The following is a 21,546-nucleotide window of genomic DNA, read 5'->3' on the forward strand; positions in this document are numbered from 1 at the left end:
CGTGGAGCGCAGCGCTACCTCGCGGAGAAACGCGCTACCTCGCCGAGTGCGACGCTACGTCGGCGAACGAAGCGCTACCTCGCGGGGAAACGCGCTACGGCGCCGGGAGGTCGTCGACCTCGGCCGCGTCGGCGGAGTCGAGCACCGCGAGCTCGGCGAGGTCGGCGGCGACGAGCTCGGCGATCTGCACGGCGTTGAGCGCGGCGCCCTTGCGCAGGTTGTCGTTCGACACGAACAGGACGAGCCCGCGCCCGTCGGGCACGGACTGGTCCTGCCGGATGCGGCCCACGAGCGACGGGTCGGCGCCCGCCGCGGCGAGCGGCGTCGGGACGTCGACCAGCTGCACGCCGGGCGCGTCCGCCAGGATCGAGCGCGCCCGCTCGGGCGTGATCGCCGACCCGAACTCCGCGTGGATCGCCAGCGAGTGCCCCGTGAACACGGGCACGCGCACGCACGTCCCCGCCACGGCCAGCCCGGGCAGGCCGAGGATCTTGCGCGACTCGTTGCGGAGCTTCTGCTCCTCGTCGGTCTCGCCCGACCCGTCGCCGACGATCGAGCCCGCCAGCGCGACGACGTCGAACGCGATCGGCGCGACGTACTTCTCCGGCGCCGGGAACTCGACCGCCGACCCCGAGTGCGCGAGGCCCTCGAGGTCCTGCCCGACGGCGGCACGCGCCTGCGCGGCGAGCTCGGCCACGCCGGCCACGCCCGACCCGGACACCGCCTGGTAGGTCGCGACCCGCAGCCGCTCGAGCCCCGCCTCGTCGGACAGCGGCTTGAGGACGGGCATCGCGGCCATCGTGGTGCAGTTGGGGTTGGCGATGATGCCCTTGACGGCGTCGCCGATCGCCTCGGGGTTGACCTCGGAGACGACGAGCGGGACCTCGGGGTCGAGCCGCCACGCGGACGAGTTGTCGATGACGACGGCGCCCGCCTCGGCGAACCGCGGCGCGTGCTCGCGCGACGTGCCGCCGCCGGCGGAGAAGATCGCGACGTCGACGTCGGCGAGGTCCTCGGTCGACGTCGCGGCGACGTCCTCGACCGGCACCTCGACGCCCTGGAACTCCAGGACCGACCCGGCCGAGCGGGCCGACGCGAAGAACCGGAGCTCGCGCACGGGGAACTCGCGCTCGGCGAGCAGGCGGCGCATGACCGTGCCGACCTGGCCGGTCGCGCCGACGACGGCGACGTTCACGCCGTGGTCGTGGATGCGGACCATGCGACTCACCGCCCCGTCCCGGCGTAGACCACGGCCTCGCCCTCGGCGGAGTCGAGGTCGAACGCCGTGTGCACGGCGCGCACCGCGTCGTCCAACGAGTCGGCGCGAGTCACGACACTGATGCGGATCTCCGAGGTGGAGATCATCTCGATGTTGATGCCGGCGTCGCGCAGCGCGCCGAACAGCCGCGCGGACACGCCGGGGTGCGACTTCATGCCGGCGCCGACGAGCGACAGCTTGCCGATCTGGTCGTCGAACTGGAGCGAGGCGAAGCCGATCTCGCCCTGCACCGCGGTGAGCGCCGCCATCGTCGCCGGGCTGTCGCCCTGCGGCAGCGTGAACGAGATGTCCGTCAGGCCGGTGGCCGCCGCGGACACGTTCTGGACGATCATGTCGATGTTCGCACCGGCGCCGGCCACGACCTCGAAGATGCGCGCGGCCATGCCGGGCACGTCGGGGACGCCGACCACGGTGATCTTGGCCTCGCTGCGGTCGTGCGCGACGCCGGAGATGATCGGGGCTTCCATCTGCTCCTCCTCGCCCGACGGGGCGTTGGGGTCGATCCTGTCGCCGTAGGTCCCCACGACGAGGGTGCCGGTCGCACCCGAGAACGAGCTGCGCACGTGCACGGGCACGCCGTAGCGGCGCGCGTACTCGACGCTGCGCAGCGCGAGCACCTTGGCGCCGGACGCGGCGAGCTCGAGCATCTCCTCGTACGTGACGCGCTCGATCTTGCGGGCGTTCGGGACGATGCGCGGGTCGGCGGTAAACACGCCGTCGACGTCGGTGTAGATCTCGCAGACGTCGGCCTGCAGGCCGGCGGCGAGCGCCACCGCCGTCGTGTCGGAGCCGCCGCGGCCGAGCGTCGTGACGTCGTTGGTGTCGGTGGTGACGCCCTGGAAGCCGGCGACGATCGCCACCTGCCCCTTGGAGATCGTCTCGCGGATGCGCGAGGGCACGACGTCGACGATCCGCGCCCGGCCGTGCACCGCGTCGGTGATGAGGCCGGCCTGCTGGCCCGTGAACGACTTGGCCTTGACGCCGAGGTTGTTGATCGCCATCGCCAGCAGCGACATGGAGATCCGCTCGCCCGCCGTCAGGAGGATGTCCAGCTCGCGCTGGGGCGGCAGCGGGGTGATCTGCGCGGCCAGGTCGAGGAGCTCGTCGGTGGTGTCCCCCATCGCGGAGACGACGACCACGACGTCGTTGCCGGCCCTGCGGGCCTCGGCGATGCGCTTGGCCACGCGCTTGATGCTGTGGGCGTCCGAGACGGACGACCCGCCGTACTTCTGCACGACAAGTGCCATGCGGGCACCTTCCTGTCGCCGGCCTCCGTCTCTCTCAACGGCCCGCCGGATACCTGTGGTTGCCCGTCGATGGTACGTGGTCGTCCGCGGTGCCCGACGACGGTGTCCGCGTTCCGGAAGCGGCCTCGGTCCGGCGCGGCGTACGACGGCGCGGCGCACGACGGCGGCCCGCGCGCACGTGCGGCACCTCGGTCTCCCGGCCCAGGCCGGCGACCGCGCCCATGATGAGCACGACGCCGACGACCGCGGCCGCGGTGAGCCGCTCGCCGAGGAGCAGCCACGCGGCGACGGCGGCGGTTGCCGGCTCGACGAGCGTCGCGATGACGGCGGCACCCGCCGACGCGGAGCGCAGCCCGGCGTAGAGCAGGCCGTAGGCGAGCGCCATCGTCGCCACGCCGAGGTACGCGAGCCAGGCGAGCACGACGGGGTCGGCCGTGCCGAGCGGGCTGCCGGCGGCGAGCCCGACGACGGCCGCCACGGGGGCGAGCAGCAGCGCGCCGGCCGAGGTGGTCGCGGTCGTGACGACGAGCGGCGGCGCGGCGTGCGCGAGGTCGCGCCCGAGCAGGGTCGTGACGGCGAAGGTCGCGCCCGACGCGACCGCGAGCACGATGCCGAGGCCCGGGTTCGGCCCGCCCGTGACGTCGTGGCCCGCGACGCTCACGAGGACGAGCCCGGTGAGCGCGGCGACGAGCACGACGACGCGCCGCGCCGTCGGGCGGGTGCGCGTGCGCACGAGATCGACCACCGCGAGCAGCACGGGGGCCAGGCCGAGGCTGACCACGGTCGCGACGGTGACGCCGCCCGCGACGACGGCCGCGAAGTACAGCGCCTGGTAGGCGCCCGTCCCGCCGCCGACGACCACCGCACGCAGCGGCCGGGTGCGCACGAGCCGGACGAGGGCACGCCCGGCCCCGGTGGCGAGGACGGCCGCGACGAGGACGGCCGCCGCGACGGCCATCCGGTAGGCGCCGATCGTCAGCGCGGACAGGTCGACGCGCTCGCGGACCAGCTGGACGACGAGGCCGCCGGTGCCCCACAGGACACCGGCGAGGCAGATCTGGACGAGGGCCGCGCGCGACGAGTCGTGCCGCGGGGCGAGGGTGGTGGACGCGAGGGACACGGTGTGCTCCAGGGCTCGGGGACGACGAGGGGTGTCGTGTCGGAGCACGCCGTCGTGCCGCCCGGCCGCGCTGCGGCGTCGGGCGCTCGAGGGGCTCCGGTCAGGCGACCGGAGGCGGGAGGATGCCGGAGGGCACGATGTGCGTCACGTCACGGAGGATAACCCGCGGCGGGTCGGTCACACGAGGTCGTTCAGCGCGTCGTAGCCGAGCTTGCAGATGAGCGCGCCGACCACGACGACGAACACGACGCGCACGAACGCGCTGCCCTTGGCGACCGCCATGCGCGCCCCCACGTAGCCCCCGACGAGGTTGGCCATGCCCATCGCGAGGCCGAGGCCCCAGATGACGGCGCCGTGCGGCACGAAGAAGATCAGCGCGCCCAGGTTCGTCGCGAAGTTCACGATCTTGGCGAGCGCCGACGCCGGCAGGAACGCGTACCCGAGGATGCTCACGAGCGAGATCACGAGGAACGTGCCCGTGCCGGGACCGAGCAGGCCGTCGTAGGCGCCGATGACCAGGCCGATGAGCGCCGCGGTCCCGCGGTGGCGGTTGCCCTCCCAGCGCAGGTCGGTCGTGTGGCCCACGCGCGGCCGCAGGATCGTGTAGGCCGCGACGCCCACGAGGATCACGAGGATGATCGGCCGGAACAGCTCCGACGGGATCTGCGCGGCCAGCGCCGCCCCGGCGACCGCGCCCGCGAGCGCCGCGACCGCCATGGGCCCGGCGGTCGTCAGGTCCGGGCCCACCCGGCGGTAGTACGTGAGGGCGCTGATCGAGGTGCCCATGATGGAGCCGACCTTGTTGGTCGCGAGCGCCTGCACGGGCGAGATGCCGGGGACGAGCAGCAGCGCCGGCAGCTGGATGAGCCCGCCCCCGCCGACGACGGCGTCCACCCACCCGGCGGCGAGCCCGGCGAGGACGAGGAGGACGATGGTGAGGGCGTCGAGCTCGAGCACGCGCCGATCCTCGCACGCCCAGCCCCGGCGTGATGCCGGGGCCGCGCGTCAACCTGCGGCGTCAGGCGTGGAGCGCGTCGTACTCGGCCTCGGCCGCGACGTCGTCGTCGACGTCGAGCCGCACGTGCGCGAGCACGGCCTGGAGGACGCGCAGCGCCGACGCCGCGCGCTCGCCCCAGCTCGACAGGTAGCTGAACTGCCACCACCACAGGCCCTCGAGCTCGTGGCCCTCGTCGAAGTGCTGGAGCCCCTTGCCGAGCTCCTCGGCGACGCACGCGAGGTCGCCCGAGATGGTCGCGGGCCCGATCTCGGTGCCGAGCACCGGGTCGACGACCTCGGCGTAGTCGTCGAAGCCGTCGAACATCCGGGCGAGCGCGTCGCGCAGCGGGTCGACGTCGAGCTCGGGCCCGGCGTCGGGCTCGAACCGCTCACGCGGGACGACGTCGACGACGGCCGCGAGCCGCGCGCCCGCCGACAGCAGGTCCGACGTCGCGAGGATGAGCAGCGACAGCTCGGCACCGGGCGCGGCGCCCGAGGCGACCTGCGCCGTCGTCGACAGGAAGGCCCGCGCCTGCGCCGACATCTGCTCCGCGACGTCGCGGAACTCCGAGCCCTTCTCGATCTCGCCCACGGTCCCCCACCTGCCCCTCGTTCTCGGCGTCCTGCTTCAGCTTCCGACCACGCGCCGGCCCTCGAAGGCCCGCCCGAGCGTCACCTCGTCGGCGTACTCCAAGTCTCCGCCCACCGGCAGCCCGGACGCCAGACGGGACACCGTCACGCCCATGGGCCCGATGAGCCGCGACAGGTAGGTCGCGGTGGCCTCCCCCTCGACGTTCGGGTCGGTCGCGAGGATGACCTCGGTGACCGTGCCGTCGGCCAGGCGGGACAGGAGCTCGCTGATGCGCAGGTCGTCCGGGCCGACGTTCTCGAGCGGGTTGATGGCCCCGCCGAGCACGTGGTAGCGCCCGCGGAACTCGCGCGTGCGCTCGATCGCCACGACGTCCTTGGGCTCCTCGACGACGCAGATCACCTCGTCGCTGCGCCGCGGGTCGCTGCAGATCCGGCAGCGCTCCGACTCCGCGACGTTCCCGCACACCTCGCAGAAGCGGACCCGCGCCTTGACCTCGGTCAGGGCGTCGACGAGCCGGCGCACGTCCGCGGCGTCGGCCGCGAGCAGGTGGAACGCGATGCGCTGCGCGCTCTTGGGCCCGACGCCGGGGAGGCGGCCGAGCTCGTCGATCAGGTCCTGGACTGCGCCCTCGTACACACCCGCCAGCCTACGGCTCGGTGCCGACAGCCCGTGCCGCCGTCACTCGCCCAGCCGCAGCGACTCGGTGAGGACGCGGCCCTGGGTGCAGGGCCTCGTCGGCGAAGCCCTTGTCGAACGTCGTCATCCCGTGGTCGCCCATGACGACGAACGCCGTCCGCCCGTAGATGCCCGCGTCCTGGGTGGCCTCGACGATCCGGCCGAGCTGGGCGTCGATCATCTCCAGCGCGGCGGGGATGTCGGGGTGGGCGTCGCCGCCCGCGTGCCCGAGGGCGTCGAGCGTGTCGCAATACACGGCCAGCATGGACGCCGTCGAGCCTTCTCGACGAGGCGCGGCGCCTGCCCCCGGTCGGACGGCCCGGCGAACGCTTCCACTACTCCGACACCGGCTACGTGCTGCTCGGCCGGGTCGCCGAGGAGGCCGCCGGGGCGGACTTCCCGACCGCCATGGCCGAGCTCGTCCTCGGGCCGAGCGCGATGGAGCGCACGTCGATGCCCTACTCGGTCGCCCGCACGCGCGCCGACGTCGAGGGGCTCGACGTCGCCCCGTTCTGGGTGGGCGACCACGAGCTCAGCGGCGCCCTGAGCATGAGCCTCGACTGGGCGAACGGCGGGCTCGTGACCGTGGCGGAGGACCTCGTCCGGTTCCAGCAGGCGCTGGACGATGACCCTCCGCTTCGGCGAGTTCACACCGCCGCTCCTGCGCGGCCTGCCCGAGCCGGTCGGGCACCTCGGCGTCCTCGGCAACCACCTGTTCTACTACCCGCGGCAGGCCGCCCACGTGGTGCTCAACTTCCACTCCACGCGTGAGATGGGCCGCAGCTTCCGCACGCACGTGGCCGGCGCGCGGCTCCTGGCGACGGTCACCTGACCGGCCGGCGTCAGACCCAGCCCTTGCTGCGCGCGACGCGCACGGCCTCGTGCCGGTTCGTCACGCCGAGCTTCGCGACGGCGGACGACAGGTAGTTGCGCACGGTCCCGGGCGCGAGCGCGGCCCGCTCGGCGATCTCCTCGACGGGCGCGCCGTCGGCCGCGAGCTCGAGCACGTCGGCCTCGCGCGCGGTCAGCGGCGAGTCGCCCGCGGAGATGGCGTCGGCGGCGAGCTCCGGGTCGACGTAGCGCCCGCCGCCCGCGACCTGCCGGACGGCGGCCGCGAGCACGGTCGCGGACGCCGTCTTGGGCAGGAAGCCGCGCACCCCGGCCGCGAGCGCCTTCTTGAGGTAGCCCGGGCGGCCGTGGCTCGTGACGATGACGACGCCGACCCCCGGCACGCGCCGCGCGAGCTGCTCGGCCACCTCGATGCCGTCGGCGCCGGGCATCTGCAGGTCGAGGACGGCCACGTCGGGCCGGTGCCGCTCGACGACCGCGACCGCCTCGGGTCCCGTCCCCGCGACCGCCACGACCTCGAGGTCGTCCTCGAGCGCGAGCAGCGCCGCGACCGCGTCGCGGATGAGCGTCTCGTCGTCGGCGAGCACGAGCCGGATCATGCGTTCCTCTCCCCTGCGGCCTGCAGCGCGTACGGGTCCGGCACGACGGCGGCACCCGCCTCGCGCGCGACGGCCGGTGGCGGGTCCGTGGCCGGGACGCGGGCGGTGAGCGTGAAGCGGTCGCCGTCGCCGTCGGCGGTGAGCGTGCCACCCACGGCCTCGACCCGCTCGCGCAGGCCCGCGATGCCCGAGCCGTCGGACGACGTCCCGGACGCCGCCGGGACCACGCCGTCGTTGACGATCCGCAGCTCGGTGCCGCCGTCGGACAGCCGCACGAGCCGCAGCATGCACTCGCGCGCGTCGGAGTGCCGCACCACGTTGGTGACCGCCTCGCGCACGACCCAGGCGAGTGCCTCGGCGTGCGGCGCCGCGAGCGCCGGCGCCTCGCCGACGACCCGGGCCGCGATCCCGGCGGCCCGCAGCACCGACCGCGCGCCGGCGAGCTCGGTGGCCAGGTCGGGCGCCCGGTAGCCGGCGACGACGCCGCGCACCTCGCGCAGCGAGTCCTGCGCGAGCGCGCGCACCTCGAGCATCTCGTCCGCGGCGCGGTCGTCGCCGCGCCGGGCGAGGGCCGCGGCGAGCTCGCTCTTCACGGCCACGGCCGACAGGGCGCGCCCCACGACGTCGTGCATGTCGCGGGCGATGCGCAGCCGCTCCTCGGCGACGGCGAGACGCGCGGACACCTGCCGCGCGGCGTCGAGCTCGCGCACGACGAGCAGGATCCAGACCGTGAGGCGGAAGCTCGCCACGGAGAAGAGGATGATCGCGAACGCCGACACCGCGAGGCCGATCAGCCCGCTGCCGGGGTCGCTCACGGCACGGGCCGCGACGACGACGGCCGTCGCCCCGGCGGCCGCGACGGTGAGCCGGCCCATGGTGTGCACGGCCGACAGGGCCGCGAGCGTGAACGCCGCGACCACCGTGACGACGACCGACCGCGGGTCGTTCTCGAACCAGAGGTGCCGGTCGCCCGACGTCGACGGCAGCGCCACGAGCGCGACGAGCACGAGCGCCACCGAGACCGCGCCGAGCGCGACGAGCACGGCCCGCTGGGCGCGCGTCGCGAACGGGTCCCGCCCGAGCCCGAGGTGGGCGGTGAGCGTGCACAGGCCCGTGTGGGCGACGGCGAGCACGGCGACCGCGATCGCGACCGCGGGCGTGGGGGGCTCGCCGCGCGCGAGCGCGGCGACCGCCAGCAGGTAGAAGAACGGCTCGTTGAGCGCGAAGGAGTACATCGTGCAGCGCGTGTACACCTCGACGCCGCGGGCGCCGGCCATGGTCCGGAGCGGGCCGTGGGGTCGACGGTCCATGCGGTCAGCCTGCCACGGCCCGCCCGCGCCGGGAGACGCGCCGGCTCACCGCCTCGGCTCCCACCGCATCCACCGGCGGGCCGCGAGCACGCCCAGCACCGTCCAGGCGGCGAGCACGCCCACCGGCAGCGCGGCCGCCGCGAACGTCTCCGCGAGGCCGAGGGTCCGGCCGTCGGCGTCGACCCCCGCGACGCCGAGCCACACGAGCTCGACCACCGGGCGCAGCGGGGTGAACCGCGCGACGTCCCACAGGACCCCCGAGGTCGCCCCCGGAGGGCCGAAGACCCCGGCGAACGGCAGCACGGCGACCACCACGGGCAGGGTCGTGAGCTGGGTCGACTCGACGGTCCGCGAGAAGCCCGACGTGGCCGCCGCGAGCACCGTGAACAACAAGGTCCCGCCGAGCACGCCCACGGTCGCCAGGACCGGGTTGACCAGCCCCGGCGGCTCGACGAGCAGGCAGACGGCTCCGTAGCCGACGAGCACCTGGGCGACCGTCACGAGCAGCGCCGGCACGGCCGCGGCGGCCAGGATCTCGGGCCGCCGGCACTCCCCCGTGAGGAGCCGCTGGAGCACCCGGTCCTCGCGTCGGGCGACGTACGCCGTCGTGAGGTTGTAGTAGACGACGAACAGGACGCACAGGCTCACGAGCGAGGCGAGCACCGACGTCGCGGCGGTGACCGGGTCTCCGTTGCCGGCGCCGCCGACGAACGAGAAGAACGCGACCATGACCAGCGGCAGGAGGAGTGCGTTGAACAGGGCCGTGCGGTTGCGCACGAGCAGCCTCGCCTCGGCCCGCGCGAGCGCGGTCACGCGTCGCAGGCTGCCCGACGCCGGTCGTGCGGCCGCGCTCGTGTCGCGCGGTGTCGTGGTGGTCGTCATGCCGTCACCTCCTGATGGTCGGCCGCGTCGCCGGCCAGGGCGCCGTCGGCCAGGGCGAGGAAGGCCTGTTCGAGCGACGCCGAGCGTGCCTCGAGCTCGTGCAGCCGCAGGCCGCGTCCGCGGGCCCACGCCAGCACGGTCTCCAGGTCGTCCTGGAGCCGCTCGGTGCGGACGCGCACGCGTCCGCGCTCGACGCTCGCCGCACCGGCGGCGCCGGCCAGCGGCGGCAGGTCGGCCGGAGCGAGCGCGACGGGGCGGCCGGCGGCGTCGCGCGGCGCGAACTCGATGCGCGCGGGCTCCGCGGCCGTCACCTCGGCGACCGTTCCCTCGCGCACGATGCGCCCCGCCTGCATGATCGCGATGCGGTCGGCGAGCGCCTCGGCCTCCTCGAGGTAGTGGGTCGTCAGGAGGACCGTCACGCCGTCGGCGAGCAGCCCGCGCACCAGACGCCAGGTTGCCTGGCGGCTCTCGGGGTCGAGGCCGGTCGTGGGCTCGTCGAGGAAGAGGACCTCGGGGTCGCCGAGGATCGCGAGGGCGAGGTCGAGCCGGCGGCGCTCGCCGCCCGAGAGGCTGCCGACGCGCACGTCGGCGCGGTGCGCGAGGCCGACGGCCGCGAGCACCTCGGCCGTGGGGCGCGGGCGGCTCAGCGTGCCGGCCCACATGCCCACGGTCTCGGCCGTGGTGAGGTCGGAGGAGAACCCGGCCTCCTGCAGCATGATGCCGACGCGCGGCACGACGAGGTGCCGCTCCAGGTAGGGGTCGCGGCCGAGCACGCGCACCTCGCCCGCGTCGGCGGGCGCCAGGCCCTCGGCGAGCTCGACGAGCGACGTCTTGCCCGCCCCGTTCGTGCCGAGCAGGGCGACGAGCTCGCCGCGGTGGACGTCGAGGTCGACGCCGCGGACGGCCTCGAAGTCGCCGTACCGGCGCCGGGCCCCGCGGACGGAGACGATCGGTTCAGCAGTCATGCCTCGAGCGTGCCGCGGCCGTGTCCTCCCAGGTAGTGCGGCCGGTCACCGGTCCGTGTGAGGGCTGCACGGACGGGCCGTGACATCTGTCATGCGGTCGGTCCGTCCCCGCCGTCAGGTCAGACCGCGAGGATGTCGAGCTCGCCGGCCAGGTGCCGCGTCAGCAGCGCGCGGAAGTCGGCGTCGGCCGGGCCCGTCTTGCCGCGGCTCGGCAGCTCGGCCGCCATGACGACGTCGACCCACACCCGGTACAGGGCCAGGCGCGTCCGTGCCGCGGCGTCGAGCACGACGGGGCGGCCGGTGGCCAGCCCCGACCGCCGCCACGTCCCGTCCGCGTCCGGCAGAGCGAGCACGTTGCCGTCCCACAGGTCGACGTGCACGAGCACCGGCCGGTCGACGTCGTCGAGCACCTGGCCGTGCCGGTCGAGGGCCGCGCGGACGCGCGCAGAGGGCAGCAGGTCGTCGCCGACGCCCCAGGCGGCGCCGTCGTGAAGGAGCGCTTCCACGGCCGCGACGACGGCCTCGCGCCACGTGCTCGCGTGCGGGCGGTCGCCCGTGTAGCCGAACCGCTCGCCGCCGGTGAGCTGCGTGGCGGCCACGGGCGTCTCGCCGAGGGCGTGCCCGACGAGCGCCGTCACGTCGTCGGCGCCCAGCTGCTGCTGGGTCGGGCTCCGGGTGAGGCTCGACATGGCCGACATCCTGCCGCAGCGTCGGTGGCCTGCGGCAGAATGAACTTCGTGCCCGAGCTGGTCGCGCTGTACGACGACGCCGGCCGCCCCTGCGGGGTCGCCGACCGGGCCCGCGTGCGCGCCGAGAACCTGCGGCACGCGGCGACCGCCGTCGTCGTGCGGCGCAGCACCGGCGAGGCCTACGTGCACCGGCGCACCCAGACCAAGGACGTCTACCCGGGGCTGTACGACTTCTGCGCGGGCGGCGTGCTCCAGGCCGGCGAGGAGCCGCGCGCGTCGGCCGAGCGCGAGGTCGCGGAGGAGCTCGGCGTCGGCGGCGTCCAGCTCGAGCCGCTGGGCGAGGACGACTACGCCGACGAGCACACCCGCTACCACGCGTACCTCTACACGTGCACGTACGACGGGCCGGTGACGTGGCAGCCCGAGGAGGTCGCGTGGGGTGCATGGGTCACGCCCGAGCGCCTGGCCGAGATGCTGCGGACACTGCCGTTCGTCCCCGACTCCACGGCGCTGCTCGGCCACCGGGTGCTCGCATGACGACGAAGACGAACCTCACCACGAGCCTCGAGTGGTACCGGGCGCGCCCGGGCGAGCTCCGGCTCGTCGACGTGCCCGAGCAGACGTACCTCATGGTCGACGGCGAGGGCGACCCCAACACGTCGCCGCTGTTCACGGCGGCGGTCGAGACGCTCTACCCCGTCGCGTACACGCTGAAGTTCGCGAGCAAGCGCGAGCTCGGCCGCGACTACGTCGTCCCGCCGCTCGAGGGCCTGTGGTGGTCCGACGACATGGACGCGTTCACCGTCGCGCGGGACAAGGCCCGGTGGAGCTGGACGCTGCTGCTGCTCGTGCCCGACTGGGTCGAGCGCGACCTCGTCGCCGCGACGATCGACCAGGTGCGCGCGAAGAAGAATCCCGAGCGGATCGACGACCTGCGCGTCGAGAGGCTCGCGGAGGGCCGGTGCGTGCAGACGCTGCACGTCGGGTCGTTCGACGACGAAGGGCCCGTGCTCGAGCGCATGCACGACGAGTTCGTCCCCGCCCGCGGGCTGCGCCTCACCGGGCGGCACCACGAGATCTACCTCAGCGACTTCCGGCGCGTGCCGCCGGAGCGACGCCGCACGATCCTGCGCCAGCCGGTGGCTCCGGCCTAGGCGTCGGGGCTGCCGATGCCCGTCGCACGCAGGAGCTCGGTGGGTCCGAACGACACGTTCTGGTCGACGGCGACCTCGACGTACCGGCCTTCCCCGTCGCCGCCGAACCGCAGCGCCACGTCGAGCGCGAACGGCGTACCCAGGCGCAGCAGGCGCAGCGTGAGCGTGGCGTGCTCGGTCCACGCCGCGGCGCCGGCCACGGCGACCTCCTCGCCGTCGAGGTCCGCCGTGCCCCGCACCCAGTGCCCGACGCCGCAGCGCACCACGTGCTCGGGCCCGCCGTGCTCGCGCGTCCAGACGAGGTCGATCGCGTCGCCTCCCTCGCCTCCGCCGCGTCGCCGGTGGACGGCGACGGAGTGCATCGGGAACGGCGGACCGCCGGGGTGCTCCGCGCGGGCGCCGACCTCGGGCTCGAGCACGAACCGCGACCCCGCGACGAACGGCTCGATCGCCGCGGTGGGCGCGCCGTCGGGCACGTGCACGGCGAGCCCCTCGAGGACGAGCGACTCCCCGCCGGCCGGGGTGCCGGCGTCGGGCACCTCGGTGAACGCGCCCTCGAGGTGGTCGAAGACCGCCTCGAGCTCGACGTTCGTCTGCGCGGTGCCGGAGGTCAGGACGACGACGGCGTCGTGCTCGGGCCAGACGACGGCGAACTGGCCGAACGCGCCGTCGGCGCGGTAGGCGTCGCCGCGGCAGCGCCAGACCTGGTACCCGTAGCCGCGGCGCCAGTCGAGCCACTCGTGCGGGCCGTTGTCGACCTGGGCGGCCGACAGCTCGTCGACCCACGCGGCCGGCACGAGCTGCGCGTCGCCCCACCGCCCGCGCTGCAGGAGCAGCTGCCCGAACGCGGCGAGGTCCTCGGTCGTGATCGCCAGGCCGTACCCGCCGACGTCGATCCCGCGGGGGTCCTGCTCCCACGTGGCGCCGGTGATGCCGAGCGGGGCGAGGAGGCGCGGCGTCAGGTAGTCGAGGAGCCGCTCGCCGGTGAGGCGGTGCAGGATCGCCGAGAGCAGGTACGTCGCGCCCGTGTTGTAGACGAAGCGCGTACCGGGCTCGTGCGTCACGGGCGCGGCGAGGATGTCGCGGGCCCAGCTCGCGCCGGGGCGGTGGAGGTTGCGCAGCGTGAAGTTCATCGTGTCGGTGCCGTGCCCGCTCGTCATGGTGAGCAGGTGCCGCACGCGCATCGCTGCGAGGTGCTCGCCCGGCTCGGGCGGCGCGTCGCCGGGCAGCAGGTCGACGACGCGGTCGTCGACGCCCAGCAGCCCCTCGGCGACCGCGAGACCGACGGCCACGGCGGTGAACGTCTTCGAGACGGAGAACATGACGTGCGGCTCGTCGGCGCGGTACGGGTGCCACCACCCCTCGGCGACGACGTGCCCGTGACGCAGCACCATGAGGCTGTGCACGTCGCGGATGCCGTCGAGCGCGCCGACCAGGCCTCGCAGCGCCTCCGGATCGACGCCCTGCGACTCGGGCGTGGCGCGCGGGAGCCTGCGCGGCGCGGTCGCGTCGGGAATGCGACGATGAACATCCGACTTTTGATTGACGCCCGTCATTAGTCCTCCTACAGTCGATGAGCGGTCGACGCCGACCATCTTCGACGAGGAGGACACCCATGCACCCACGCGCGCCCAGACGTACCCGAAGGTACGTCGCGGGTCTCGTCTCGCTGGCCCTGGCCGGGACGGCGGCCACCGCCCTCGCGGTCCCGGCGGCCGGGACCACCGAGCTCGCGGCGACGACGTCGTCGACCGCGAACCTACCGCCCCAGGAGCCAGGCATCACGCTCCGCACCTACGACCTCCAGCAGGGCCTCAGCCAGCTCTGCACCCTCAAGGCGGGCCAGACGCCGAACGTCGACAAGCTCATGCCGAACGTCAACTGGACGACGGCGGCCCAGTTCGGCTTCGAGGACAACTTCCTGACCCACGCCGTCGGGCACATCCACGCCCCCGTGGACGGCCAGTACACCTTCCGGCTCACGAGCGACGACGGCTCGCGCCTGTCGATCGACGGTCAGGTCGTGATCGACCACGACGGTCTGCACGGCGAGACCTCCAAGGACGGCACGGTGACGCTCACCGCCGGCCCGCACGAGCTCTTCGTCGAGCACTTCGAGGCGGGCGGCGGCCAGGTGCTGCGCCTCGCGTGGCAGCCGCCGGGCGCCACCGGGTTCACGATCGTCCCGCAGGAGGCGCTGTCGACCGAGGCGGGCGTCGTCCGCGTGACGGCACCGGGCACCAAGTACTGCGAGGGCGCCACGGACACCGCGGGCGACGGACTGCGGCTCGACGCCGTGCACCCCGGGTACACGCTGACCGACCTGCGTCCGGAGGGCTTCGAGCCCATGGTCTCGGGCATGGACTGGACCGAGGACGGCCGGCTCGTCGTCGCGACGTCGGGCTCCGTGAGCCCCGGCGGCTGGGTCCAGAACCCGGAGCCGGGCGAGATCTTCGTGCTCGACCAGGTCACCGGTGAGACGAGCGCCGACCAGGTCACCGCGACCAAGCTCGCGACCGACCTGTTCAACCCCATGGGCGTGGCCGTCATCGACGACTCGATCTTCGTCACCGAGCGTGACCGCCTGACCGAGCTCACCGACCCGGACGGCGACGGCTTCTACGACCAGCACACGACGGTCGCGGAATGGCCGTTCGGCGGCAACTTCCACGAGTTCGCGTTCGGCCTGCTGCACGACGAGGACTACTTCTACGTCAACCTCTCGGTCGCCATCAACAACGGCGGCGCGACGACGAACCCGCAGCCGGCCCCCAACCGCGGCACGAGCATCACGGTCGACCGCGAGACCGGCGAGGTGTCGTACGTCGCGGGCGGCCTGCGGACCCCCAACGGGATGACGTTCGGGCCCGACGGCGACCTGTTCGTCATGGACAACCAGGGCGCCTGGCTGCCGAGCTCGAAGCTCGTGCACGTCAAGCAGGACCGCTTCTTCAACCACTACACGAACCCGGCCGGCCCGTTCGACGACCAGCCCGTGTCCCAGCCCGCCCTCTGGATCCCGCAGAACGAGATCGGCAACTCGCCGAGCGAGCCCGTGACGCTCACCGAGGGCCCGTTCGCCGGCCAGATGCTCTTCGGCGACGTGACCTACGGCGGCCTGCAGCGCGCGTTCCTGGAGAAGGTCGACGGCGAGTACCAGGGCGCGGTGTTCCGGCACAGCGCCGGGCTCGAGGCTGGCGTCAACCGCACCGTCGTCGGGCCCGACGGCGCGATCTACGTCGGCGGCATCGGCGAGGCCGGCAACTGGAGCGAGCCCAACAAGCTCCGGTACGGGCTGCAGAAGCTCACGCCGAACGGCCAGGAGTCGTTCGACATCCTTGAGGTGCGCGTGCGCGAGGGCGGGTTCGACCTCGAGTACAGCCAGCCGCTGTCCGACGAGACGGTCCAGAAGATCGCTGACGACGTCGCCCATGCGTACCGGGCCACCCAGTGGCGGTACGTGCCGACCCAGCAGTACGGCGGCCCGAAGGTCGACGAGGAGGTGCTCCGGGTGACCGGCGCCGAGGTGTCGGCCGACCGGACCACCGTGTCCCTGACGATCGACGGCCTCAAGCCGGGCCGTGTCGTCCACCTGCGCTCGCCGCGTCCGTTCACCGACGCCGAGGGCCGCGAGCTGTGGAACACCGAGGCCTGGTACACCCTCAACAGCCTGCCGGGCTACGTCCCGCCGGCCGACCGGGGCTACCACGAGGCCGAGGAGTCGGCCCTGACCGGCTCCGCCGGCATCGGCACCGAGCACAGCGGCTACTCGGGCTCGGGCTTCGTCGACGGCATCCAGTCGGTCGGCGCGGGGGTGACGTTCACGGTCCACGCCGACGAGGCGGGGACGCAGCCGATCAACCTGCGGTACTCCAACGGGCCCAACCCGTTCCAGGGCACCAAGACGATGTCGCTGTACGTCAACGGGCAGAAGGTCGGCCCGTGGCAGCTGCCCAGCACGGGTGACTGGAAGACGTGGGCCTTCGCGACCCACGACGTCGAGCTCCAGGCCGGGGCGAACACGATCTCCGTCAGGTACGACGCGGGCGACCACGGCAACGTCAACCTTGACGTCCTCTCCGTGGGCGAGAACCCGGACCTCTGCTCGCCGACCGAGGCCGACCCCGGGTACACGGCGCTGTTCGACGGCACGCTGGCGACGTTCGACAAGTGGCGTCTCGCGGGTGCCGGCTCGTTCGGGCGGCAGGACGACTGCACGCTCAAGAGCAACGGCGGCATGGGCCTGCTGTGGTACACGGCCGAGCAGTTCGAGTCGTACAGCCTCACGCTCGACTGGAAGCTCGTCAAGGACGACAACGGCGGCGTCTTCGTCGGGTTCCCGAACCCGGGCAACGACCCGTGGGTCGCGGTCAACCGCGGCTACGAGATCCAGATCGACGCGAGCGACGCGCCGGACCGCACGACGGGCGCGATCTACACCTTCCAGGGTGCCGACCCGGAGGCGATCGCCGAGGCGCTGCGTCCGGTGCCGGAGTGGAACTCCTACGACATCCGTGTCGTGGGAGAGCGGATCCGCGTGTTCCTCAACGGCGTCCTGGTGAACGACTTCACCAGCACCGACCCGGCACGCGACCTCGCCGGCTACATCGGGGTCCAGAACCACGGCGGCGGCGAGACGATCTTCTACCGCGACATCCAGGTCAAGCCGCTCGGCGAGCTCGCCGTCACTGCGACGGCGGAGGCCCGCTGCGAGGCGACCGAGGCCGTGCTCGACGTCACGGTGTCCAACGGGGAGACCGACGTCCCGCTCGACGTCACGATCGAGACGCCGCACGGGTCGCGCACGCTCACCGGCGTAGAGCCGGGTGCGACGGTCGAGGAGACGTTCGCCGCCGGGACGTCTCTCGCCGCCGGCAGCGTGCAGGTCGCGGCGGCCGGTGACGCGCGGACGATCGAGCTCGAGGTCGCCCACGACGCCGTCGACTGCGCCCAGCTCGAGGTCACGGTGGCTCCCACCAAGGTCAAGCAGGGCGTGCCCGGGCGGGCCGTCGTCCAGGTCCGGACGGCCGGTCCTGAGGGCGCACCGCTGCCGACCGGCACGGTGCGCGTGACGCTCGGCGAGACCGAGCGCACGGTCGAGCTGGTGGACGGCGAGGCGACCGTCCCGATGCCCACCGCCGGCCTGGCGGCCGGGTCGCACGACGTGACCGTGGCCTACAGCGGTGACTCCACGTACGCGGAGAGCGAGGTGACCGCCACGCTGACCGTGCGGTAGTCACCGCCGCGGGGTCGTGACCGCCCCGCCACGCGTGCCCGTCGCCCCTGCCCGGGGCGGCGGGCACGCGTCCGCGTCACGCCGGGCTGGTCACCGGCGACGAGCTCGACCTCGAAGCCCGCGTCAGGCGTCGACGTCGCCAGAGGCTGCGGCCAGCGCGAGCAGGTCGAGCGACAGCGGCGCGATCGGGTGGCTCGTCACGGGATCGGCGGGATCCACCCAGACCAGCTCCTCGAGCTCGGCCCGCGCGGCGGGCTCGAAGCCGGCGGGGAGGTCGACGGCGAACGCGTGCGCGTCCACGACGTGATCGGGCTCGTTGGCCGCGACCGCACGGAAGCGCCCGAGCGGGCGGACGGCCGCGGGGTCGACCGTCAGGGCGATCTCCTCCGCGCACTCTCGGGCCAGCGCGGCGAGCGGAGCCTCCCCTGGCTCGATCTTGCCGCCGACCTGCATGAACGACGTCGTGCCGCGCTTGCGCACGAGGAGGAAGCGGCCGTCGTCGCGCACGATCACGGCCGCGACGATGTGCAGCGTCGTCGTGGTGGTCGACGACATGTCAGGCCGGGTCCTCGGTGATCTCGTCGATGACCTTGCCGTCGAGGACCTGGACGACGAGCGGCACGCCGACGAGGCCCGTCGACGCGATGTCGGGGTCGTCGGCCGACGGCTCGTCGTAGTCGACGGCCGGGTGGTCGTCCGCCGTCGGCGCCGGTGCCTGTGCCTGGGCCCGGTACTCGCGCGCCTGGCGCTCGGCCGCCTGCCGCGGCGTCTCGCGGACCTGCGGCCCCGGCGTTCGGGCCGCCGTCGGGCGCGGTGCAGACCATGACGGTGCGACGTCCTCGGGCGGCGGCTCGGGCGCGTCGTCGGGCTCGGGCGGCTCGGAGAGCGGGACGCCGGCGAGCCAGGCGGCGTCGGCGTCGTCGGCCGCGCTCGGCGCCGCCGCTCCAGGCGCGGGCGCGACCTCCGGCTCGGGCTCAGGCGCTGGCGGCGTGGACACGGCCTCGGGCTCGGGCGCCGCCTCGTCGGCCGGTGCGCCAGGCCGCTCGGCGAGCGCGACGGCGGACCGCGGCGCGTCGACGGCACCGACGCGGGCACCGGCCTCGGGCCGCCCGACGGGCGCGATCGCCGACGCGGGGCTCGCGGCCGACCGCGCTGCCGACCCCGGAGGCGTGACGGCGGGCCAGCCGCCGTCATCGGTATCGGCAGGTCGTGCCGTGACGCCGGGCGAGGTCGCCGGTGCACCGGACTCCGGGGACGCCGCGGAGCTGCCGCCCGGGCCGGCCGGCGCGGACGGTCCCGGAACGCCGGCTCCGCCTCCCCCGGCCGGGCCGCCCGAGGAATCACCGCGGCCCTCGTCGATCGTCGCCTCGACCCGGACCTGGACGCCGAGCGTCTGGTAGACGGACTCTGCCACCGCGTCGATGTGCCGCGGCTGGGAGAACGTCCGGGCCATGCCCGCCGCGGTGAAGCCGAGGCGCAGCAGACCGGCCTCGAGCGAGATCACCTGCGCATTGGGGCCGACCAGCGCCCGCGTCACGGGGCTGCCGATGTTGGCGACGACCTCGTCCCACCGGCGGCGCACCACCTCGGCCGTGACACCGGCCGTCGTTTCCGGCTCGCTGGGTGCCGGCTCGCTCGGCGCCGGCTCGCTCGGCGCCGGAGGCGTCGCCGTTGCTGCAGGTTCGGGCGCTACCTCGGCACCTTCACGCGCTACTTCGGCGTCGTGGTGCGCTACTTCGGCACCCTCAGGCGCTACCTCGACGTCCGGCCGCGCTACCTCAGTGTCCTCGCGCGCTACCTCGGCGTCCGGCCGCGCTACTTCGGCGTCCTCGCGCGCTACCTCGGCGGGGGCAGGCGTCGCGGTGCGCTTCGCCTCGAGCGCGGCACGCACGGCCGCGGCGCCGGAGAGCCCCGACGCCGCCGGGGCGGGCGCGTCAGCCGTCACGTCGTCGTCCCGACGCGGGGCCGCACCGGGCGCCGCGACGGCCGCCACCACGCCGCCGCGCTCCAGGCGGTCGATGCGGGCGGCGAGGCCGGCGGTGCCGTCGTCGGCGCCCGGCAGGAGCAGCCGCGCGCACAGCAGCTCGAGGTGGAGCCGGGGCGACGTCGCGCCGGTCATCTCGGTGAGCGCCGCGTTGACGAGGTCGGCCGCGCGCGACAGCTCCGAGACACCCAGCCGCGACGCCTGCTGGCGCATGCGCTCGAGCTGGTCCGCCGGCAGCCCGCGAAGCACCGCGTCCGCGGCGTCGCCCGAGACGGCGATGACGATGAGGTCGCGCAGGCGCTCGAGCACGTCCTCGACGAAGCGCCGCGGCTCGTGACCCGAGGCGATGACCTGGTCGACGACGCGGAAGATCGACGCGCCGTCGCGCGCGGCGAGCGCGTCCACGACGTCGTCGAGCAGCGTGGCGTGCGTGAACCCGAGGAGCCCGACCGCGACGTCGTACTCGACGACGCCGCCCGATGCTCCCGCGATGAGCTGGTCGAGGACCGAGAGCGAGTCGCGCACCGAGCCCCCGCCCGCGCGGGTCACGAGCGGGACCACGCCGGCGCCGAGCTCGATGCCCTCGGCCGCGCAGAGCTGCTCGAGGTAGGGGCCCAGCACGTCGGGCGGGACGAGCCGGAACGGGTAGTGGTGCGTCCGCGAGCGGATGGTGCCGATGACCTTGTCGGGCTCCGTCGTCGCGAAGACGAACTTCACATGGGGCGGCGGCTCCTCGACGATCTTCAGCAGCGCGTTGAAGCCCTGCGGCGTGACCATGTGGGCCTCGTCGAGGATGAAGATCTTGTACCGGTCGCGGGCCGGGGCGAACGTCGCACGCTCGCGCAGGTCGCGCGCGTCGTCGACGCCGTTGTGGCTCGCGGCGTCGATCTCGACGACGTCGAGCGAGCCGGGACCGCCGCGCGCCAGCTCGCGGCACGAGTCGCACTCGCCGCACGGGGTGTCGAGCGGCTTGTCGGGGGTGTTCCGCGCGCAGTTGAGGGTGCGGGCGAGGATGCGCGCGCTCGTCGTCTTGCCGCACCCGCGCGGGCCGGAGAAGAGGTACGCGTGGCTGACGCGCCCGCTGCGCAGCGCCTGCATCAGCGGCCCGGTGACGTGGTCCTGGCCGATCACCTCGGCGAACGTCTCGGGCCGGTAGCGGCGGTACAGAGCGGTGGTCACCCCCGCAACGATAGACGCCCCGACCGACACCCCGGCAGCCCCCGTCCACAGACCCCGGCGGTGCCCCGTCGTCGCGAGAGGCCCGCGATCCGTGAACGCGAAGTACGTGCGGAACTGCTCGCCGACTGCCGTGGGCGTCGACCCTGAGGGCCGGCGCAGCGAGACCGGGGAGTTCGATGCCAGCACGTCGAGCCCGCGCGGCGCGTCCGGCTGGAAGGCGAGCGGGAAGGCGTCGCTCGCCGTCATCGAGGTATACGCGAGCGCCCGGCCCTGGGCTCGGTGGGCCGGGCGCTCGCGCTCTCGGGTCAGTCCGTGCGGACGGCCAGACCGTCGATCCGTACCGGCTTCTTGTTGCTCGTCACCAGCGTCAGCTCGCCGCTGCGCGGTGCCGTCCAGTCGGCCACCGGGACCAGCACACGGGTCCCCCCCGGTCCTGGAGTCGAGCGACACGCTGCCCACCCGGGCACCGTCGACCAGGACGTCGACCTTGCCGTCACCGCTCGCCGTCGTGACGACGAGCGCGACACCGGTCGCGCCCTCGATGCGGGTCCGCAGGGTCGCGTCCTTCTGTACGGCAACCGAGTACGAGCCGCCGAACGCGGCCGCGTCGGTGACACTCGACCAGCCGGACGACCGCGCCAGCTCCGTGTCGTCGATCGGCACGGTGAACGTCCGCACCTCGGGGGTCGGGTCGGTGTTGCCCGTGACATCGACGGCCGCGACCGAGAACACGTGCGTCCCTCCGGCGAGCCCCGTCAGCGTGACGGAGCTCCCGGTGCAGCCCACCGGC

At 74.2% G+C, this 21,546-nt stretch carries 19 protein-coding genes and 1 pseudogene; 5 read left to right on the forward strand and 15 right to left on the reverse strand.

The window, feature by feature from the left end; genetic code table 11:
• Nucleotides 1–94: 94 nt before the first annotated feature.
• The 7 genes from ISOVA_RS13670 to ISOVA_RS13700 all read right to left on the reverse strand — a co-directional run bounded on the left by ISOVA_RS13670 (nucleotide 95) and on the right by ISOVA_RS13700 (nucleotide 6,174).
• On the reverse strand, nucleotides 95–1,219 hold the full coding sequence (locus ISOVA_RS13670) for an aspartate-semialdehyde dehydrogenase (protein WP_013839808.1): 1,125 nt from the start codon (nucleotides 1,217–1,219) through the stop codon (nucleotides 95–97).
• A gap of 5 nt (nucleotides 1,220–1,224) precedes the next feature.
• Nucleotides 1,225–2,526: an aspartate kinase gene (locus ISOVA_RS13675; RefSeq protein WP_013839809.1), complete on the reverse strand. Its 1,302-nt coding sequence runs from the start codon at nucleotides 2,524–2,526 to the stop codon at nucleotides 1,225–1,227.
• A gap of 34 nt (nucleotides 2,527–2,560) precedes the next feature.
• Nucleotides 2,561–3,646 carry a DMT family transporter gene (locus tag ISOVA_RS13680; RefSeq protein ID WP_013839810.1) on the reverse strand — a complete coding sequence of 362 codons (1,086 nt, stop codon included), beginning with the start codon at nucleotides 3,644–3,646 and terminating at the stop codon, nucleotides 2,561–2,563.
• A 177-nt stretch (nucleotides 3,647–3,823) separates the two neighbouring features.
• Nucleotides 3,824–4,603: a TSUP family transporter gene (locus tag ISOVA_RS13685; RefSeq protein ID WP_013839811.1), complete on the reverse strand. Its 780-nt coding sequence runs from the start codon at nucleotides 4,601–4,603 to the stop codon at nucleotides 3,824–3,826.
• 61 nt (nucleotides 4,604–4,664) lie between these two features.
• A complete protein-coding gene (locus ISOVA_RS13690) occupies nucleotides 4,665–5,234 on the reverse strand; it encodes a DUF5063 domain-containing protein (RefSeq protein ID WP_013839812.1) in 570 nt (189 codons plus the stop codon).
• A gap of 36 nt (nucleotides 5,235–5,270) precedes the next feature.
• Entirely contained in the window at nucleotides 5,271–5,870 is a 600-nt protein-coding gene (gene recR / locus ISOVA_RS13695) for a recombination mediator RecR (RefSeq protein ID WP_013839813.1), read from the reverse strand.
• 10 nt (nucleotides 5,871–5,880) lie between these two features.
• Nucleotides 5,881–6,174, reverse strand: coding sequence for an alkaline phosphatase family protein (locus ISOVA_RS13700; RefSeq protein ID WP_041294900.1), 294 nt, complete (start codon nucleotides 6,172–6,174; stop codon nucleotides 5,881–5,883).
• 35 nt (nucleotides 6,175–6,209) lie between these two features.
• Here ISOVA_RS13700 and ISOVA_RS17705 point away from each other — a divergent pair.
• Together ISOVA_RS17705 and ISOVA_RS17345 are read left to right on the forward strand one after the other, a co-directional pair.
• A pseudogene (locus tag ISOVA_RS17705) lies at nucleotides 6,210–6,527 on the forward strand (serine hydrolase); the annotation flags it as partial.
• Between the two features lie 7 nt (nucleotides 6,528–6,534).
• On the forward strand, nucleotides 6,535–6,741 hold the full coding sequence (locus ISOVA_RS17345) for a hypothetical protein (RefSeq protein ID WP_041294901.1): 207 nt from the start codon (nucleotides 6,535–6,537) through the stop codon (nucleotides 6,739–6,741).
• A gap of 10 nt (nucleotides 6,742–6,751) precedes the next feature.
• Here the strand turns inward: ISOVA_RS17345 and ISOVA_RS13710 are convergent, their stop codons facing one another.
• From ISOVA_RS13710 to ISOVA_RS15700, 5 genes are all read right to left on the reverse strand, one after another.
• Nucleotides 6,752–7,357, reverse strand: a complete 606-nt coding sequence (locus ISOVA_RS13710) for a response regulator transcription factor (RefSeq protein WP_013839814.1) — start codon at nucleotides 7,355–7,357, stop codon at nucleotides 6,752–6,754.
• Nucleotides 7,354–8,667: a sensor histidine kinase gene (locus ISOVA_RS13715; RefSeq protein ID WP_013839815.1), complete on the reverse strand. Its 1,314-nt coding sequence runs from the start codon at nucleotides 8,665–8,667 to the stop codon at nucleotides 7,354–7,356. The genes ISOVA_RS13710 and ISOVA_RS13715 overlap by 4 nt, the downstream gene beginning before the upstream one ends.
• A 45-nt stretch (nucleotides 8,668–8,712) precedes the next feature.
• Nucleotides 8,713–9,549, reverse strand: a complete 837-nt coding sequence (locus ISOVA_RS13720; protein ID WP_013839816.1) for an ABC transporter permease — start codon at nucleotides 9,547–9,549, stop codon at nucleotides 8,713–8,715.
• Nucleotides 9,546–10,514, reverse strand: a complete 969-nt coding sequence (locus ISOVA_RS13725; RefSeq protein ID WP_013839817.1) for an ABC transporter ATP-binding protein — start codon at nucleotides 10,512–10,514, stop codon at nucleotides 9,546–9,548. The genes ISOVA_RS13720 and ISOVA_RS13725 overlap by 4 nt, the downstream gene beginning before the upstream one ends.
• A gap of 119 nt (nucleotides 10,515–10,633) precedes the next feature.
• Nucleotides 10,634–11,203 (reverse strand): hypothetical protein, encoded by a 570-nt coding sequence (locus ISOVA_RS15700; RefSeq protein ID WP_049788361.1) that lies wholly within the window; start codon nucleotides 11,201–11,203, stop codon nucleotides 10,634–10,636.
• 39 nt (nucleotides 11,204–11,242) lie between these two features.
• Here ISOVA_RS15700 and ISOVA_RS13735 point away from each other — a divergent pair, with 39 nt between their 5' ends.
• Both ISOVA_RS13735 and ISOVA_RS13740 read left to right on the forward strand, forming a co-directional pair.
• Nucleotides 11,243–11,740, forward strand: a complete 498-nt coding sequence (locus tag ISOVA_RS13735; protein ID WP_013839818.1) for an NUDIX hydrolase — start codon at nucleotides 11,243–11,245, stop codon at nucleotides 11,738–11,740.
• Nucleotides 11,737–12,357, forward strand: a complete 621-nt coding sequence (locus tag ISOVA_RS13740; RefSeq protein ID WP_013839819.1) for a GyrI-like domain-containing protein — start codon at nucleotides 11,737–11,739, stop codon at nucleotides 12,355–12,357. The genes ISOVA_RS13735 and ISOVA_RS13740 overlap by 4 nt, the downstream gene beginning before the upstream one ends.
• On the opposite strand, the gene ISOVA_RS13745 is transcribed toward ISOVA_RS13740, so the two are convergent.
• Nucleotides 12,354–13,913 carry a serine hydrolase domain-containing protein gene (locus ISOVA_RS13745; protein WP_013839820.1) on the reverse strand — a complete coding sequence of 520 codons (1,560 nt, stop codon included), beginning with the start codon at nucleotides 13,911–13,913 and terminating at the stop codon, nucleotides 12,354–12,356. The two genes, ISOVA_RS13740 and ISOVA_RS13745, sit on opposite strands and share 4 nt — an antisense overlap.
• A 59-nt stretch (nucleotides 13,914–13,972) precedes the next feature.
• Between ISOVA_RS13745 and ISOVA_RS13750 the strand changes: the two genes are divergently transcribed.
• A complete protein-coding gene (locus ISOVA_RS13750; protein WP_013839821.1) occupies nucleotides 13,973–17,593 on the forward strand; it encodes a 3-keto-alpha-glucoside-1,2-lyase-like domain-containing protein in 3,621 nt (1,206 codons plus the stop codon).
• A gap of 123 nt (nucleotides 17,594–17,716) precedes the next feature.
• Here the strand turns inward: ISOVA_RS13750 and ISOVA_RS13755 are convergent, their stop codons facing one another.
• The gene (locus tag ISOVA_RS13755) at nucleotides 17,717–18,148 is read right to left on the reverse strand and encodes an NUDIX hydrolase (RefSeq protein ID WP_013839822.1); all 432 of its coding nucleotides are present in this window, start codon (nucleotides 18,146–18,148) and stop codon (nucleotides 17,717–17,719) included.
• Between the two features lies 1 nt (nucleotide 18,149).
• A complete protein-coding gene (locus tag ISOVA_RS13760) occupies nucleotides 18,150–20,756 on the reverse strand; it encodes a DNA polymerase III subunit gamma and tau (RefSeq protein WP_041295507.1) in 2,607 nt (868 codons plus the stop codon).
• Nucleotides 20,757–21,546 lie beyond the last annotated feature (790 nt).

This window comes from Isoptericola variabilis 225, from assembly GCF_000215105.1.
Classification (GTDB): domain Bacteria; phylum Actinomycetota; class Actinomycetes; order Actinomycetales; family Cellulomonadaceae; genus Isoptericola; species Isoptericola variabilis_A.